Genomic DNA, 15,464 nt, shown 5'->3' on the forward strand with positions numbered 1-15,464 from the left:
AAATAACGACTTTTTTTGTCAGATTCAAAAAACAAAAAAGGCCGAACAGAGTCGGCCTTTTTATCAGTAATATCGATGAGTTACTGCACGTTACGCACTTCGACACGCAGCTCTTTGGGCACTTCGAAGACAATATTCTCTTCACGGCCAATCAGCTCAATTGCCGCTTCGCCGCCCAGTTCACGCAGCCGCTGGATCACCTGCTGCACCAGAATATCGGGCGCTGACGCGCCTGCGGTGACGCCGATGCAGGCCACGCCTTTTACCCACTCTTCCTGAATATCATCCGCAGAGTCGATCAGCTTCGCCAGCTTACCGGCACGCTGAGCCAGCTCAGCCAGACGGTTAGAGTTAGAGGAGTTCTTCGACCCCACCACCAGCACCACTTCCGCATCTTTAGCCAGAGTACGAACCGCTTCCTGACGGTTGGTGGTGGCGTAGCAGATATCATCTTTACGCGGCCCGATAATCGCCGGGAAGCGCTGGCGCAGAGCATCAATGATGTCAGAGGTGTCGTCCACAGAGAGCGTGGTCTGCGTCATGAAGCTCAGATTGTTTTCGTCTTTCACTGTCAGTCTGAAGACATCTTCCGGTGACTCCACCAGATACATGCCGCCATTAGGGTTGTTGTACTGCCCCATGGTGCCTTCAACTTCCGGATGACCCGCATGACCAATCAGTATTGCCTCAACGCCTTTACGGCTGGCGCGAGCCACTTCCATATGCACCTTAGTCACCAGCGGACAGGTGGCGTCAAACAGCATAGTCAGATTGCGCGCTTTGGCTTCGGCACGCACCGCCTGAGAAACACCGTGCGCAGAGAAGATCAGAATCGCGTTATCCGGCACTTCACTGATCTCTTCAATGAAGATGGCACCGCGCTCACGCAGGCTGTTTACCACGTAACGGTTATGCACCACTTCGTGACGGACATAGATTGGCGCGCCATACATCTCCAGCGCGCGCTCAACAATACTGATGGCACGATCAACGCCAGCGCAGAAGCCGCGCGGATTAGCTAACAGGATTTGCATCGTTGGCCTCCAGTGCGGGATCGATTTCCAGCACCTCTACATCAAACTGAATACGACGACCTGCCAGCGGATGGTTGAAATCCACAGTGATAGAGTCACCGGAGATTTCACGGATCACGCCAGGCATTTCACTGCCGCCCATGCCGCTGAACAGCATGATGGCTCCCACTTCCGGCTCACCCGCATCGATAAAGTCCCGACGCGAGAAATACTGGATCAGGTCAGGGCTGACGCCGCCAAAGGCGTCGTCCGGTTCCAGGGTAAACTGTTTAGTTTCACCCGCTTTCAGCCCCAGCAGTGCCTGCTCAAGTGCCGCAGAGAGGCTGCCATCACCGAGACGGAACAGCGCGGGCTTGCCGTTTGCACGGGTCGATTCCGCCGTCGAGCCATCTTCCAGCTTCAGCGTAAAATGCACCAACACCGCGCTTTCGCGCTGTACGGACTCAGTCATCACTTACCCTTTCTGTTTAGCCTGTTTGCCGTTCGGGCTGAAAAAGCCCTCCAGCACCACCAATGCAGCACCGATACAGATGCCGCAGTCAGCGATATTAAATGTAGCGAAGTGCCAGTTACCGACATAGAAATCGATAAAATCGACCACAAAGCCATGGTATGAGCGATCAAACAGATTGCCTATCGCGCCGCCGATGATCAGGGCATACGCGATGTTAGCGATCTTCTGACTGGCATGATTACGATACATCATCACGACCAGTGAGATCACGATAGCCAGCGCAATACCGGCAAAGAACCAGCGCTGCCAGCCGCCTTTGTCCGCCAGGAAACTGAACGCCGCGCCGTAGTTGTGCGCGTAGAACAGGTTCAGGTAGGGCATCAGTGGCTGGGTTTCATGCAGCATCATGTTGTTCATCACCCACTGCTTGCTGGCGAAGTCGACAACAATCACCACCAGCACCAGCCACAGCCAGCGCAATCCGGTTGATAAAATAGGTTTACGCATCAGGCAAATTCACGCTGTTCGCCGTCACCGGCTACGTTAGTGTAACAACGACCACAGACCTCAGCATGCTCAGGATTCTGTCCGACGTCGGTAGTGTAATGCCAGCAGCGCTGACATTTCTCGCCTTCCGCCTTGTGCAGCGCAATTTTCAGACCTTTCAGCAGCTCACTCTGCTGCGCTTCGTCGTTCGCCAGGGCGTAATCAGCCACCTGTGCGCCAGAGGTCAGCAGCACAAAGCGCAGCTCATTACCCAGCGCCTGCAGTTTAGCCGCCAGCTCCGGATCGGCATAGAGCGTTACCGTTGCTTCCAGTGCGCCACCGATACGTTTATCCGCACGCGCCTGCTCGATCACCTTGTTCACTTCGCCACGCACTTTCAGCAGCTCAGCCCAGTAGGCGTCATTCAGCGCTTCATCTTCAGCCAGGCCAAACAGCCCCTGATACCACTCTTCGGTAAAGACATACTGCGCACGTTCGCCTGGCAGGTAGCCCCAGATCTCATCCGCCGTAAAGGACATGATCGGTGCCATCCAGCGCACCAGCGCTTCGACGATATGCCACAGTGCGGTCTGGCAGCTGCGACGCGCCAGGCCATCGCCTTTCGCGGTGTACTGACGATCCTTGATGATGTCGAGATAGAAGCTGCCCATCTCAATTGAACAGAACTGCATCAGACGCTGGATCACTTCGTGGAAATCGTAGTTCTCGTAAGAGGCAACGATATCGGCCTGTGCCGCCTGAGCGCGACCGACGGCCCAGCGATCCACCACCACCATCTCTTCCGGTTTCACCAGATCGGTCGCCGGGTTAAAGCCGCTGAGGTTAGCCAGCAGGAAACGCGCGGTGTTACGGATGCGGCGATAGGCATCGGCAGAACGTTTAAGGATCTCATCGGAGACCGCCATTTCGCCCGAGTAATCGGTTGATGCCACCCACAGGCGCAGAATATCGGCGCCCAGTTTGTTCATCACATCCTGCGGCGCAACCGTGTTACCGATCGATTTCGACATCTTGCGGCCCTGACCATCCACGGTGAAACCGTGCGTCAGTACCTGACGATAAGGCGCTTTGCCCTTCATCGCCGTGGAGATCATCAGCGAGGACATAAACCAGCCGCGATGCTGATCGGACCCTTCCAGATAGAGGTCAGGCGCATGTCCGCCAAATTCCGGACGCGCATCAACCACGGAATAGCTGGTTGAACCGGAGTCAAACCAGACATCCAGCGTATCCGGCACTTTTACGTAATGATCGGCATCGTCGCCCATCAGTTCGCGCGGATCGAGATCCCACCAGGCCTGAATCCCCTCCTGCTCAACGCGCTGCGCCACTTTTTCCATCAGCGCCAGCGTGTCCGGGTGCAGCTCTTCGCTCTCTTTATGAACGAACAGCGCCATCGGTACGCCCCAGGTACGCTGACGAGAGATACACCAGTCAGGGCGGTTAGCCACCATCGATTCGATACGCGCCTGGCCCCAGTCCGGGATCCACTGCACGCCTTTGATCTCCTTCAGCGACTGCGCACGCAATCCTTTCTGATCCATGCTGATGAACCATTGCGGCGTGGCGCGGAAGATGATCGGCGTTTTATGGCGCCAGCAGTGCGGGTAGCTGTGCAGCAGTTTCTCAACGTGCAGCAGCGCGCCCTTCTCTTTCAGCAGCTCAACGATCATGTCGTTGGCTTTAAATACGTTGACTCCATCCAGCGTCGGATAGGTGCCTGGCAGATAGCGGCCATCCGGTCCGACCGGATTGGCGGTTTCGATGCCATATTTCTGACCGATAACATAGTCATCCGGACCGTGGCCAGGTGCCGTGTGGACTGCACCGGTACCCGCTTCCAGGGTGACGTGATCGCCCAGCACCACCAGCGACTCAAGCGCCAGGAACGGATGCTGGAATTTCTGCAGCTCCAGCGCCGCGCCTTTACATTCGCCCAGTACCTGCCATTCGCTGACGCCCGCGCGCTTCATCACGCTCTCGACCAGATCTTTTGCCAGGATCAGCGCGCGACCGTCGATCTGCAGCAGCTGATACTCAAATTCCGCGTTTAACGAGATGGCGCGGTTAGCTGGCAGCGTCCACGGTGTCGTCGTCCAGATCACCAGTGAAATCGGACCATTAACCTGTGCCACACCAAACGCCTGACGCACCGCGTCGGCATCAATGGCGTTGAACATCACATCAATCGACGGTGACGTTTTGTCGTAATACTCCACTTCCGCTTCTGCTAAGGCAGAACGGCAATCCAGGCACCAGTGCACGGGCTTAGCGCCTTTGTGCAGGTGGCCGTTGCCGATGATTTTACTCAGCGCACGAATGATGTTGGCTTCGGTACCGAAATCCATGGTCAGGTAAGGACGATCCCAGTCGCCCAGCACGCCCAGACGGATAAAGTCCGCCTTCTGGCCTTCAACCTGTTCTGCGGCGTATTTGCGGCACGCTTCGCGGAATTCAGCAGCGGTGACTTTCTCGCCTGGCTTGCCGATCATCTGCTCAACTTTGTGTTCGATTGGCAGACCGTGACAGTCCCAGCCCGGCACATACGGCGAGTCATAACCCGCCATGCCTTTCGACTTAACGATAATGTCTTTCAGAATCTTGTTAACGGAGTGACCAATATGAATGCTGCCGTTCGCATACGGAGGGCCATCATGCAGGATAAAGGTTTTTTTCCCTTTTTTGGCTTCGCGGATGATGCCGTACAGATTGTCGGCATACCAGCGTTGCAACATTCCCGGTTCGCGTTTGGCCAGATCGCCACGCATCGGGAATCCCGTTTCCGGCAAATTCAGGGTAGATTTATAGTCACTCATCAGATTCTCGATTCCGTTTTTCGCTCAGGTTAAAGCAGCCCAAAGAACTGCCGGGCCGTTACCACATCGTTCGCAATTTGTTCTTTCAACGCCTCCAGTGAGGCAAAGCGCTGCTCGTTTCGTATTTTCTGTTTCAGCACCACATCAATGTGACGACCATAGAGATCCATATTGATGTCGAGCAGGTGAACTTCAAGCTGCTGGCGTAAACCTTTTACGGTCGGACGGGTGCCGATATTGGCGACACCTGGCAGTGGCTCGGGCGTCAGACCCCGTACCTCTACCGCATAAACCCCTTTCACCGGCGAGACGCTGCGGCGTAAAGGGAGGTTCGCCGTGGGGAAACCCAGCGTGCGTCCCAGTGCATCACCGTGCACAACGCGGCCGGAAATAGTGAAAGGGTGACCTAGCAGCGACTGCGCCAGCGCTAAATCATCCACGGCCAGCGCCTGACGCACGGCAGTACTGCTGATTCGCTTACCGCCATCACAGAAGGTTTCGGTGCTGACGACCTCAAAGCCGTACTCCGCACCGGCTTTCTGTAATAACAGGAAATCACCCTGGCGACCAGCGCCGAAGCGGAAATCATCGCCTACCGCAAGGTACTTTACGTCCAGCTTTTCGACTAACAGGTCACTGATAAAACGCTGGGCGGACAAGGCCGCAAAGCGACGGTCGAACCGCACGCACAACACTTTATCGACGCCGGCTTCCGCCATATATCGCAGTTTTTCACGCAGACGCGTCAGACGAGCCGGCGCTTTGTCACCGGCAAACAGCTCCAGCGGCTGTGGCTCAAAAACCATGACCACCACCGGCAGATTGCGCTTACGTCCCTCTTCACACAGCCGCGACATCAGCGCCTGATGCCCACGGTGCACGCCATCGAAATTACCAATGGTCAGAACGCAGCCGCGATGCTGCTCGTTAAGATTATGAATACCGCGGATAAACTTCATGGCTGGCCCAAACCGGTGGAAATCGGCGGATTATACCCTTGAAAGCGACTCAGGTTAACCCGTCAGCACGCCTTTCATGCTTTAGGCGCTGCATTTCCTGTTGCAGAAGCGCATGTTAAGAATTTTGTCGCGAAATACTGTATTCAGCGAGGGGAAGCTGGTAGAATCCTGCGCCATCAAATACGTAACCGAGTGCCGCTCTCAGGGCGACGCTTATTTGCACAAATCCATTGACAAAATCAGGTTAGAAGGGCATAGTCCTCGGCCTTTGATTTGTCTCTATAGAACACATTTGGGAGTTGTACCTTGGCTAATATCAAATCAGCTAAGAAACGCGCCGTAACATCTGAGAAACGCCGTAAGCATAACGCTAGCCGCCGCTCTATGATGCGTACCTTCGTTAAGAAAGTATACGCGGCGATCGCTTCAGGCGACAAAGCTGCTGCGCAGAACGCATTCAATGAAATGCAACCACTCGTGGACCGTCAGGCTGCTAAAGGTCTGATCCACAAGAACAAAGCTGCACGTTATAAGTCTAACCTGACTGCACAGATCAACAAACTGGCTTAATCGCCTGTTGTTAATCGCTTTGTTAAAAAAGCCGGCGCTTACGCCGGTTTTTTTTCGTCTGTCCCCTGGCGGGGAAAGAGTTCGCTGAAGTCTGCGTGACAGAGTCGCTGCACCGCCGGATGCTGAATCATCCGCTCCGCGAAGAGTATGTGATACTCCTCTGATACCGCGTCGAGCCGCCCGACTTCATATATCCCCTCACGTTGACCCATCTCCAGCAAAGGCGCGACAAAAATCGCATTCTGTCGCGCACCAAACGCCGTCATCAGTGCCGCATCATCAAACTCACCGAGAATCTCCACCTGCACTCCCTGGGTGCTGATCCAGTTGAGGATTTTGCGCCCCAGCATGGAGCGGCGCCCCGGAATCAGCAGGGGACGCGTCTCCAGGCAGGCCGGAAAAGAGAGATCGCTGAGCGGCTGGGTTGACCAGAAGCTGATCGGGCATTCCCCCAGCTCCACCGAAAATAGCCCTTCCTGTTGGGTGGGGTCGATGGAGCAGTCAGAGATAATCATATCCAGCTTGTGCTGACTGAGCTGCTCCAGCAGCATTTCGTGGGTCGATTCAAAACAGCGCAGATGAATTTTCTCCTCTGCGACCACCGCCGTCTCCAGCACCTTGCTGACCAGCTGCTTTGAGAGCGCATCTGCCACGCCAACATCCAGTAGCAGATGGGACTCTTTGCGGTAATTCACAATATCCAGCATCTCCTGACTCAGCATAAACATGCGGTCAGCATAGCGAAAAACCAGCTGCCCCAGCTCCGTCGGTACCAGGCCCCGTCCCTGACGCCGGAACAGCTTGCCCTGCAGGCGCTCCTCCAGTGCCTTAATCTGCCCGGTAATGGTCTGTGACGTCAGGGAGAGTGCCTCTGCTGCTGCCGTAATTGATCCCGCACGGCAGGCGTGCCAGAAGTAGTAGAGATGATTGAAATTGAGCTGATTCATAGAAAAAAGGAGGCTTGCGCCTCCTCTCCATTAACGCAGTTTAATTCGCAGCAGCGTATAGCCGATGACAGCTGAAAGCAGAGAGCCGGTCAGAATGCCCAGTTTTGAAAAGGTCACCAGCTGTTCATGCGCGGCATCAAAGGCCAGCGAACTGATAAAAATTGACATAGTGAAGCCAATTCCGCACAGCACACCAATCGCCATAATATCGCGTATGGTTGTGCCGTTGGGTAATACTGCCAGCCGCAGTTTTACCGCCAGCCAGCAGAAGAGCGTAATGCCTAATGGCTTACCGATTAACAGGCCGAAGATGATGCCTGACGGTTCAGGCGAGAGGACATCACTCAGCGTAATGCCAGCAAGTGAGATACCGGCATTAGCAAAGGCAAACAGCGGCAGAATCATCCAGTTCACCCACGGCATCAGACCATGAGCCAGATGTTCCGCTGGAGAGTGCCCCTCTTTCTTCTCCAGAGGCACGAAGAAGCCCACAATGACGCCAGCCAGGGTTGCGTGGACGCCCGACTTCAGCACGGCGGTCCAGAGTACGATACCCACCAGTATGTAGACTGAGATTCTACGGACGTTAAAGCGGTTCAGGAGTGCCAGCACGACAATGGCGCCAGCAGCCACGCACAGGGAGAGCACTGAGAGGTCACTGGTATAGAACAGAGCGATAATCACAATGGCACCCAGGTCATCAATAATCGCCAGTGCCATCAAAAAGACTTTCAGCGCAACGGGAACACGGCTGCCCAGAAGGGCCAGCACACCCAGCGCAAAAGCGATATCGGTTGCGGTGGGAATGGCCCAGCCGTTACGTGCAATCTCATCACCATGGTTGAAAAGCAGGAAGATCAGGGCGGGTAACGCCATGCCGCCTATTGCCGCGATGACCGGGAAGATAGCCTTGTCACGGCTGGCAAGTTCGCCGACCATCAACTCACGCTTAACTTCCAGGCCAATAACCAGAAAGAAAAGTGCCATCAGCGCATCGTTGATCCACAACAGCAAATTTTTGCTGATATCCAGCGCCCCGAAGCGGATTTGTACCGGTTCATTCAGCAACGCCTGGTAACCCTGGGCGGTAGCGGCCGTATTGGCGAGGATCATCGCCGCGACCGCCGCCACGATCAACATCACGCCATTGCTGGCATCACTTTCAATAAAACTTTTTAGCAGATTCTTTAATTTGCGCGGCTTGTTCAACGTTCATCTTCCTGAGCAGAGACAGAATGTTAAACAGTGTAACGATTCATATAGTTCGTTAAAAGCAGCTTATACCGCGCTATATGCTCGGTTTCGCCGAGCAGTAATAGCAGTAAACGTCGACATTTTTATGAGTGCTGCGGTGAGGGAGAGATAATGCAGCCATTACAGGCGGGGATTTGAAGTAAAAAAAAGCGGAGCCGGGGCTCTAATGCTGGTCAGTTAAGATTAGATTTGTAAAGGCTGTCACGGTCAAACGTGGCAGCTTTTTTTCCGGGCGAGCGAGCCGCAGTGCGGGCCTGAGCACCTCTGCTGCTGCCGGGCCGTCCTCGCGCCGCTCACGCGGTACCTTCGGCTTTGACGGCGTGCCGACGAACCGTTCGGGGATCGGCCCTCCCTGGCCGGCCCCGAACTGTCCACGCTTCCCGGCGTGGACTTCTGGCCCACCGTCACACCTCAGCGCTGCGGATAGCCCTTTCAGCAGCAGAGGCGCTCAGGCCTCCACTCTCGTGCCCTTTTTAACACTACACACTGAAGTTTCAGAGCAGGCTGGGGTCGGGCAGGGGCAGGTAATCCGCAGCGCTGAACAGAATGAGTCTGCCAGGAGAGCCCGCAGGACGCGGGCGAAAGGCGGGGCGGCACAGGATGTGCCATCCCCGCCGGTCCGTCAGGCAGAGGAATGAAGTGAAGGAACCGCGCAGCGGCGCGAGGACCGCCAGCCCCTGCGCGGCACCAGACTGCGTTATCACCTGTCGCTTAACTGACTGGCATCAGAGCCGGGGCTCCGCTTTTTATCAGGCAGAATTAACGAGTCAGATCATCAAAGAATTTTTTCACGCCGTCGAAAAAGCTCTTGGAGCGTGGGCTGTTATGCTCGCCGCTCGGGCCGCCAAAACTCTCTTCCAGTTCACGCAACAGCGCTTTCTGTTTCTCATTCAGGCTGACCGGTGTTTCCACCACGACACGACACAGCAGATCGCCGACCGCGCCGCCACGCACAGATTTTACGCCACGTCCGCGCATGCGGAACAGCTTGCCGGTCTGAGTTTCTGACGGCACTTTCAGCTTCACGCGACCATCCAGGGTCGGTACTTCAATCTCACCGCCCAGCGCTGCCATCGCAAAGTTGATCGGCACTTCACAGTAGAGATTGTTCTCTTCACGCTCGAAGATCGGGTGTTTCTTCACCGAGACCTGAACGTAGAGATCGCCTGCTGGTGCGCCCTGCTCGCCCGCTTCGCCTTCGCCGCTCAGACGAATGCGATCGCCGGTGTCGACCCCTGCCGGGATTTTCACTGACAGCGTTTTCGACTTCTCAACGCGGCCATGACCATGACAGGCGTTGCACGGATCTTTAATCACCGAGCCGCGACCATGACAGGTCGGACAGGCCTGCTGAACGGTGAAGAAGCCCTGGCGCATCTGCACCTGGCCTGCACCGTGACAGGTTGAACAGGTTTGTGGCTGCGTTCCCGCTTTCGCGCCGCTGCCGTGGCAGACGTCACACTCTTCCAGCGTTGGAATGCGGATCTCTTTGGTCACGCCGCGTACCGCTTCTTCCAGCGACAGCTCCATGTTGTAGCGTAAATCGGCGCCACGGGATGCGCGCTGACGGCGTCCACCACCAAAGATGTCACCGAACACGTCGCCAAAGATATCGCTGAAGTCTGCGCCGCCGCCGCCAAAGCCGCCGCCGCCGTATCCACCGCCACCCATACCGCCCTGTTCAAAGGCTGCATGACCATATTGATCGTAGGCCGCACGCTTCTGCGCATCGGTCAGGATTTCGTACGCTTCCTTGACCTCTTTGAATTTGGCTTCGGCTTCTTTGTCACCGGGATTACGGTCCGGGTGAAATTTCATTGCCAGGCGTTTGTAAGCCTTTTTGATTTCACGCTCGTCCGCGGATTTGGCGACGCCTAAAATCTCGTAGTAATCACTCTTCGCCATGTTTATTTAGCCCTTAACATGATCGCACGGGCGTGGAGAGATCTCCTACGCCCGTGCTGGTTTCAACGGCTGTCAGGCCAACCGTCGCGCCCGGTCAGGGGCAATTATTTCTTGTTGTCTTTCACTTCTTCGAATTCAGCATCGACAACGTCGTCATCTTTCTTCGCTGACGCGTCACCGGCATCCGCTGCACCCGCCTGAGACTGCTGTGCTGCTTCCATCAGTTTGCCGGACACTTCCATCAGCGCCTGCATTTTGGCATCGATTTCCGCTTTGTCTTCGCCTCTCAGCGCAGTTTCCAGCGCGGCCAGAGCGGCTTCGATTGGCGCTTTGTCATCAGCTGACAGTTTGTCGCCTGCTTCTTCCAGCTGCTTACGCGTGCTGTGGGCAATCTGATCGCCCTGGTTACGCGTCTGTACCAGCTCTTCGAACTTGCGGTCAGATTCAGCGTTCGCTTCCGCATCACGCACCATTTTCTGGATCTCTTCATCGCTCAGACCTGAAGAGGCTTTGATGGTGATTTTCTGCTCTTTACCGCTGTTCTTATCTTTCGCCGACACGTGCAGGATACCATCCGCATCGATGTCGAAGGTCACTTCGATCTGCGGCAGACCGCGTGGCGCGTTCTGGATACCGTCGAGGTTGAACTGGCCCAGTGACTTGTTGTCATTGGCGCGCTTACGCTCACCCTGCAGCACGTGAATGGTCACGGCTGACTGGTTATCTTCAGCAGTCGAGAAGACCTGGCTGTGCTTGGTTGGGATGGTGGTGTTCTTGCTGATCAGCGAAGTCATCACGCCACCCATGGTTTCGATACCCAGTGACAGCGGGGTAACGTCCAGCAGCAGCACGTCTTTCACGTCGCCACCCAGTACACCACCCTGAACCGCAGCACCAACCGCGACCGCTTCGTCCGGGTTCACGTCTTTACGTGGCTCTTTACCGAAGAACTCAGTCACTTTGGCCTGAACCAGTGGCATACGAGTCTGACCACCCACCAGGATAACGTCGTTGATGTCTGAAACAGACAGTCCGGCGTCCTGCAGCGCAACTTTCAGTGGCGCGATTGAGCGAGCAACCAGATCTTCAACCAGTGACTCCAGTTTAGAGCGGGTCACTTTGATGTTCAGGTGTTTAGGACCGGTCGCATCTGCCGTGATGTATGGCAGGTTAACGTCGGTCTGCTGTGCAGAAGAAAGTTCGATTTTCGCTTTCTCTGCCGCTTCTTTCAGACGCTGCATCGCCAGTGGATCGTTGTGCAGATCGATGCCCTGGTCTTTCTTGAATTCAGCAACCAGATAGTTAATCAGGCGGCTATCGAAGTCTTCACCACCCAGGTGGGTATCACCGTTGGTCGCCAGAACTTCAAAGGTTTTTTCGCCGTCAACTTCGTCGATCTCAATGATTGAGATATCGAAGGTACCGCCACCCAGGTCATAAACCGCGATGGTGCGGTTACCCTGGCCTTTATCCAGACCGTATGCCAGTGCAGCAGCAGTCGGTTCGTTAATGATACGTTTGACTTCCAGACCTGCGATACGGCCGGCGTCTTTGGTTGCCTGACGCTGCGCATCGTTGAAGTAAGCAGGTACGGTAATAACCGCTTCAGTCACTGGCTCACCGAGGTAATCTTCGGCGGTCTTTTTCATTTTCTTCAGCACTTCAGCAGAGATCTGCGGTGGTGCCATTCGCTGACCTTTCACTTCCAGCCATGCGTCGCCGTTGTCAGCGCCGGTGATTTTGTACGGCATGATTTTAATATCACGCTGTACTTCTTCGTCCTGGAAGCGACGACCGATCAGACGCTTAATTGCGAACAGGGTATTCTGCGGGTTGGTCACTGCCTGACGTTTAGCCGGTTGACCGACCAGAATTTCGCCATCCTGTGTATACGCAATAATTGAAGGCGTGGTGCGATCGCCCTCGGCATTTTCCAGCACGCGTGCTTTAGTGCCATCCATGATCGCAACACAAGAGTTGGTTGTACCCAGGTCAATACCAATAATCTTACCCATCTAAACATCTCCCACTTAAATTCGTTGCCAATTTGGGTTGTGAACCTTTTATGTGGGCGGGTTGTTTGCATTCAACTGCCAGCACATGCTTTTTTTCCAACGTTCACAACGCTCGATGACAAGTAAATGGGGCCGCTTCGATGCGCATCAAGGGCTAAACCAAAAAAAAATTTTTACCTTTGGCCCTGTCGGGATCAAAGAACGCTGCCACAACGCTGAATATGATGCGTCGCCTTGTTCCCCTCAGGGAGCAGGACGGAATCCGTTTATTACATCAACGATCATTTTACTGCCGAGGAACTATGGCAAATTCAACGCTGGCTAACCCTGCCCCGCTGGGATTAATGGGATTTGGCATGACGACCATTTTGCTGAACCTGCACAACACGGGCCTGTTTGCCATGGACGTGGCGATTTTAGCCATGGGCATTTTTTATGGCGGGATTGCGCAGGTGCTGGCCGGTCTGCTGGAGTTTAAAAAGAACAACACTTTCGGGCTGACCGCCTTTACCTCTTACGGCATGTTCTGGTTAAGCTTTGTGGCGATCCTGCTGTTACCTGAAATGGGACTGGCAAAAGTGCCAGACGAACGTTTCCTGGGGGCCTGGCTGGCACTGTGGGGCATTTTCACGCTGTTTATGTTCGTCGGTACGCTGAAAGGTGCGCGGATGCTGCAGTTTGTTTTCGGCTCGCTCACGCTGCTGTTTCTGCTGCTGGCCGTGGCTCATCTTATGCACCTGCCGGCGCTGGTGGTCTCCGCGGGCTGGGTCGGGATACTCTGTGGAGCCAGCGCCTGCTATCTGGCGATGGGTGAAGTGCTGAACGAAACCTTTGGCCGCACTATTCTGCCGATTGGCGCGAAATCGCTTTAAGCCTGCTTTTACACATAAAAAAGACGCGGAGCCAGGCTCCGCGTCCCTGTATCACAAAGAGTTAATCCCCTGCTGCAGGCCAGGCTCGTGGCTGACATCACGCCGCAGCCAGATCCCCGTCAGCAATCCCACCAGCGCCAGCGCCATCACATACCAGCAGGGTGCCATCTCTGAGACGTTCATCAGCAGCGACACAAAGATCGGTGTCAGCCCGCCGAAGATCGCATAGGAGAGGTTGTAGGAAAATGAGAGTCCGGTAAAACGCACTTCTGCCGGAAAGGCGCGCACCATCACAAAGGGCACTACGCCAACGATACCGACGCTGAGACCCGCCACGCCATAAAGCAGGAAGAGCTGCTGTGGATAGAGGGCGGTCAGGTGATAAAACTGCCAGCTACAGATCGCCAGCAGCAGGCTGCCGACACACAGCGTACGACTGGCACCAAAGCGATCGGCCGCGAGTCCGGCAATAATGCAGCCAATGCAGAGCATTACGGTGGCGATGCTGTTGGCCTGCAGGGTCAGCGCGGGCGCGATGCCCTGCTGTTTTTGCAGCCAGACCGGCGACATCAGGATCACCACCACGATGCAGGCGGAGAGCAGCCAGGTCAGCAGCATAGAGATGACAATCGACTTTTTATGCTCTGCCAGCACGGTCTTCAGCGGCAGAGTTTCAGCCAGCGCTTTACGCTGCTGCATCTCAATAAACACCGGTGTCTCATGCAGCCAGCGACGCAGGTACATCGCGACCAGCCCGAACACGCCGCCGAGGAAGAACGGGATGCGCCAGCCGCCATCATGGATCGCCTGCTGCGACATTGAGGTATTGATCAGCGTGGCCACCAGCGAACCCAGTAAAATGCCGATAGTCAGCCCGGCCGTCAGCGTGCCGCAGGCGATGCCGATACGTTTATAGGGCACGTGTTCCGCGACAAACACCCAGGCGCCCGGCACTTCACCGCCAATCGCCGCGCCCTGTAACATCCGCATCAGCAGCATCAGCAGTGGCGCAGCAATGCCAATCGTCTGCCAGGTGGGTAAAGCGCCCATCATCAGGGTCGGCAGCGCCATCAGCAGAATGCTCAGGCTGAACATCTTTTTGCGCCCGAGCTTATCGCCAAAATGCGCCATCACGATGCCGCCCAGCGGACGAGCCAGATAGCCTGCAGCAAAAATGGCAAACGTCTGCAGCTGACGCAGCCATTCCGGAATATCCGAAGGGAAAAAGAGTTCGCCAATCACGGTGGCGAAGAAAACGAAGATAATGAAGTCGTAGAATTCCAGCGCGCCGCCCAGCGCGGCCAGCGCCAGGGTCTTGTAATCCTTACCGGTCAGACGCTGAGTGTGAGTCGGATTCATAATATTCCAGAGGCAAAAGAGATAAGGTTGTAAAGATCTTATTACTATACCGTCAATCTTTTGCCACACCAGCAAGGCTATAGCTTATGCCTGAAATGGGGAATATTTAGTTATTTATCTCACGTATCGCGCTTTTAGGCCGAAATGCTGCTACTACGCTGGAATGCGTTTCGACGTAAGGCCCTTCCAGCAACTGTAAACAATAAGGTACAGATGCAAAGATGCCGTGAACTTTTACGTTGCCCTGCTCATCCTTCAGCCCTTCCAGCGTCTCTTTGATCGACTTCGGCTGACCAGGCAGATTGAGGATCAGCGACTGTTTGCGGATCACCCCGACCTGACGCGACAGAATCGCGGTCGGCACGAACTGCAGGCTAATCTGGCGCATCTGCTCACCAAAACCAGGCATTTCACGATCGGCAACGGCTAAGGTGGCATCGGGCGTGACATCACGTCGGGCCGGACCGGTGCCGCCAGTGGTTAACACCAGATGGCAAAAACGTTCATCGACCAGTTCGCAAATCGCCTGCTCAATCATCGGCTGCTCGTCGGGCACCAGTCGGGACTCAATCTCAAACGGGCTGCTGATTGCGCTGCCGAGCCAGCTCTCCAGCGCGGGAATACCCTGATCCTGATAAATGCCGTTCGCGGCGCGATCGGAGACCGAGATCAGGCCAATGCGTAATGTATTCATGATTAGCTTCGCTGTGATTTACCGCGGTGCGGTTGGAGTAAAAGGGGAATAGCCGAGAGGATAATATAAAGTGAAAGG

13 protein-coding genes are annotated in these 15,464 nt (G+C 55.3%); 2 read left to right on the plus strand and 11 right to left on the minus strand.

Going from position 1 to position 15,464, the window contains the following annotated elements; all coding sequences use genetic code 11:
* Positions 1 to 80: 80 nt before the first annotated feature.
* Genes ispH through ribF form a run of 5 tightly spaced genes read right to left on the minus strand, consistent with a single transcriptional unit; the run spans position 81 to position 5,770 of the window.
* Positions 81 to 1,034 (minus strand): 4-hydroxy-3-methylbut-2-enyl diphosphate reductase, encoded by a 954-nt coding sequence (gene ispH / locus ACVKSX_RS19235; protein ID WP_010253724.1) that lies wholly within the window; start codon positions 1,032 to 1,034, stop codon positions 81 to 83.
* A complete protein-coding gene (fkpB, locus tag ACVKSX_RS19240) occupies positions 1,015 to 1,485 on the minus strand; it encodes an FKBP-type peptidyl-prolyl cis-trans isomerase (RefSeq protein ID WP_010253720.1) in 471 nt (156 codons plus the stop codon). The genes ispH and fkpB overlap by 20 nt, the downstream gene beginning before the upstream one ends.
* A 3-nt stretch (positions 1,486 to 1,488) precedes the next feature.
* A complete protein-coding gene (gene lspA, locus ACVKSX_RS19245) occupies positions 1,489 to 1,995 on the minus strand; it encodes a signal peptidase II (RefSeq protein WP_010253719.1) in 507 nt (168 codons plus the stop codon).
* Complete coding sequence (ileS, locus tag ACVKSX_RS19250; RefSeq protein WP_010671810.1) at positions 1,995 to 4,811, minus strand: isoleucine--tRNA ligase; 2,817 nt, start codon at positions 4,809 to 4,811, stop codon at positions 1,995 to 1,997. The genes lspA and ileS overlap by 1 nt, the downstream gene beginning before the upstream one ends.
* Positions 4,812 to 4,840: 29 nt before the next feature.
* Positions 4,841 to 5,770 (minus strand): bifunctional riboflavin kinase/FAD synthetase, encoded by a 930-nt coding sequence (gene ribF, locus ACVKSX_RS19255; protein ID WP_010253714.1) that lies wholly within the window; start codon positions 5,768 to 5,770, stop codon positions 4,841 to 4,843.
* Between the two features lie 306 nt (positions 5,771 to 6,076).
* Between ribF and rpsT the strand changes: the two genes are divergently transcribed.
* Positions 6,077 to 6,340: a 30S ribosomal protein S20 gene (gene rpsT / locus ACVKSX_RS19260; RefSeq protein WP_008925553.1), complete on the plus strand. Its 264-nt coding sequence runs from the start codon at positions 6,077 to 6,079 to the stop codon at positions 6,338 to 6,340.
* Positions 6,341 to 6,378: 38 nt separating this feature from the next.
* On the opposite strand, the gene nhaR is transcribed toward rpsT, so the two are convergent.
* The 4 genes from nhaR to dnaK all read right to left on the minus strand — a co-directional run bounded on the left by nhaR (position 6,379) and on the right by dnaK (position 12,461).
* On the minus strand, positions 6,379 to 7,287 hold the full coding sequence (nhaR, locus tag ACVKSX_RS19265; RefSeq protein WP_354439017.1) for a transcriptional activator NhaR: 909 nt from the start codon (positions 7,285 to 7,287) through the stop codon (positions 6,379 to 6,381).
* A 30-nt stretch (positions 7,288 to 7,317) separates the two neighbouring features.
* Positions 7,318 to 8,496, minus strand: a complete 1,179-nt coding sequence (gene nhaA, locus ACVKSX_RS19270) for a Na+/H+ antiporter NhaA (RefSeq protein WP_010253702.1) — start codon at positions 8,494 to 8,496, stop codon at positions 7,318 to 7,320.
* A gap of 804 nt (positions 8,497 to 9,300) precedes the next feature.
* Positions 9,301 to 10,446, minus strand: a complete 1,146-nt coding sequence (gene dnaJ, locus ACVKSX_RS19275; protein WP_010253699.1) for a molecular chaperone DnaJ — start codon at positions 10,444 to 10,446, stop codon at positions 9,301 to 9,303.
* Positions 10,447 to 10,550: 104 nt separating this feature from the next.
* Positions 10,551 to 12,461, minus strand: a complete 1,911-nt coding sequence (gene dnaK, locus ACVKSX_RS19280; RefSeq protein WP_010253698.1) for a molecular chaperone DnaK — start codon at positions 12,459 to 12,461, stop codon at positions 10,551 to 10,553.
* A gap of 302 nt (positions 12,462 to 12,763) precedes the next feature.
* Here dnaK and satP point away from each other — a divergent pair, with 302 nt between their 5' ends.
* On the plus strand, positions 12,764 to 13,333 hold the full coding sequence (satP, locus tag ACVKSX_RS19285) for an acetate uptake transporter (protein WP_050680515.1): 570 nt from the start codon (positions 12,764 to 12,766) through the stop codon (positions 13,331 to 13,333).
* 51 nt (positions 13,334 to 13,384) lie between these two features.
* Here the strand turns inward: satP and ACVKSX_RS19290 are convergent, their stop codons facing one another.
* Positions 13,385 to 14,692: an MFS transporter gene (locus ACVKSX_RS19290; RefSeq protein WP_010671691.1), complete on the minus strand. Its 1,308-nt coding sequence runs from the start codon at positions 14,690 to 14,692 to the stop codon at positions 13,385 to 13,387.
* Positions 14,693 to 14,798: 106 nt separating this feature from the next.
* Positions 14,799 to 15,386, minus strand: a complete 588-nt coding sequence (mog, locus tag ACVKSX_RS19295; protein WP_010253692.1) for a molybdopterin adenylyltransferase — start codon at positions 15,384 to 15,386, stop codon at positions 14,799 to 14,801.
* Positions 15,387 to 15,464 lie beyond the last annotated feature (78 nt).

Source organism: Pantoea sp. PvP021, assembly GCF_054056055.1.

Excerpts from the sequence above, each read along its gene's own strand:
- satP (WP_050680515.1), top strand. The coding sequence starts at position 12,764 with ATGGCAAATTCAACGCTGGCTAACCCTGCCCCGCTGGGATTAATGGGA.
- fkpB (WP_010253720.1), bottom strand. The coding sequence starts at position 1,485 with ATGACTGAGTCCGTACAGCGCGAAAGCGCGGTGTTGGTGCATTTTACG.
- lspA (WP_010253719.1), bottom strand. The coding sequence starts at position 1,995 with ATGCGTAAACCTATTTTATCAACCGGATTGCGCTGGCTGTGGCTGGTG.
- ispH (WP_010253724.1), bottom strand. The coding sequence starts at position 1,034 with ATGCAAATCCTGTTAGCTAATCCGCGCGGCTTCTGCGCTGGCGTTGAT.
- ribF (WP_010253714.1), bottom strand. The coding sequence starts at position 5,770 with ATGAAGTTTATCCGCGGTATTCATAATCTTAACGAGCAGCATCGCGGC.
- nhaR (WP_354439017.1), bottom strand. The coding sequence starts at position 7,287 with ATGAATCAGCTCAATTTCAATCATCTCTACTACTTCTGGCACGCCTGC.
- dnaJ (WP_010253699.1), bottom strand. The coding sequence starts at position 10,446 with ATGGCGAAGAGTGATTACTACGAGATTTTAGGCGTCGCCAAATCCGCG.
- dnaK (WP_010253698.1), bottom strand. The coding sequence starts at position 12,461 with ATGGGTAAGATTATTGGTATTGACCTGGGTACAACCAACTCTTGTGTT.
- mog (WP_010253692.1), bottom strand. The coding sequence starts at position 15,386 with ATGAATACATTACGCATTGGCCTGATCTCGGTCTCCGATCGCGCCGCG.
- ACVKSX_RS19290 (WP_010671691.1), bottom strand. The coding sequence starts at position 14,692 with ATGAATCCGACTCACACTCAGCGTCTGACCGGTAAGGATTACAAGACC.
- ileS (WP_010671810.1), bottom strand. The coding sequence starts at position 4,811 with ATGAGTGACTATAAATCTACCCTGAATTTGCCGGAAACGGGATTCCCG.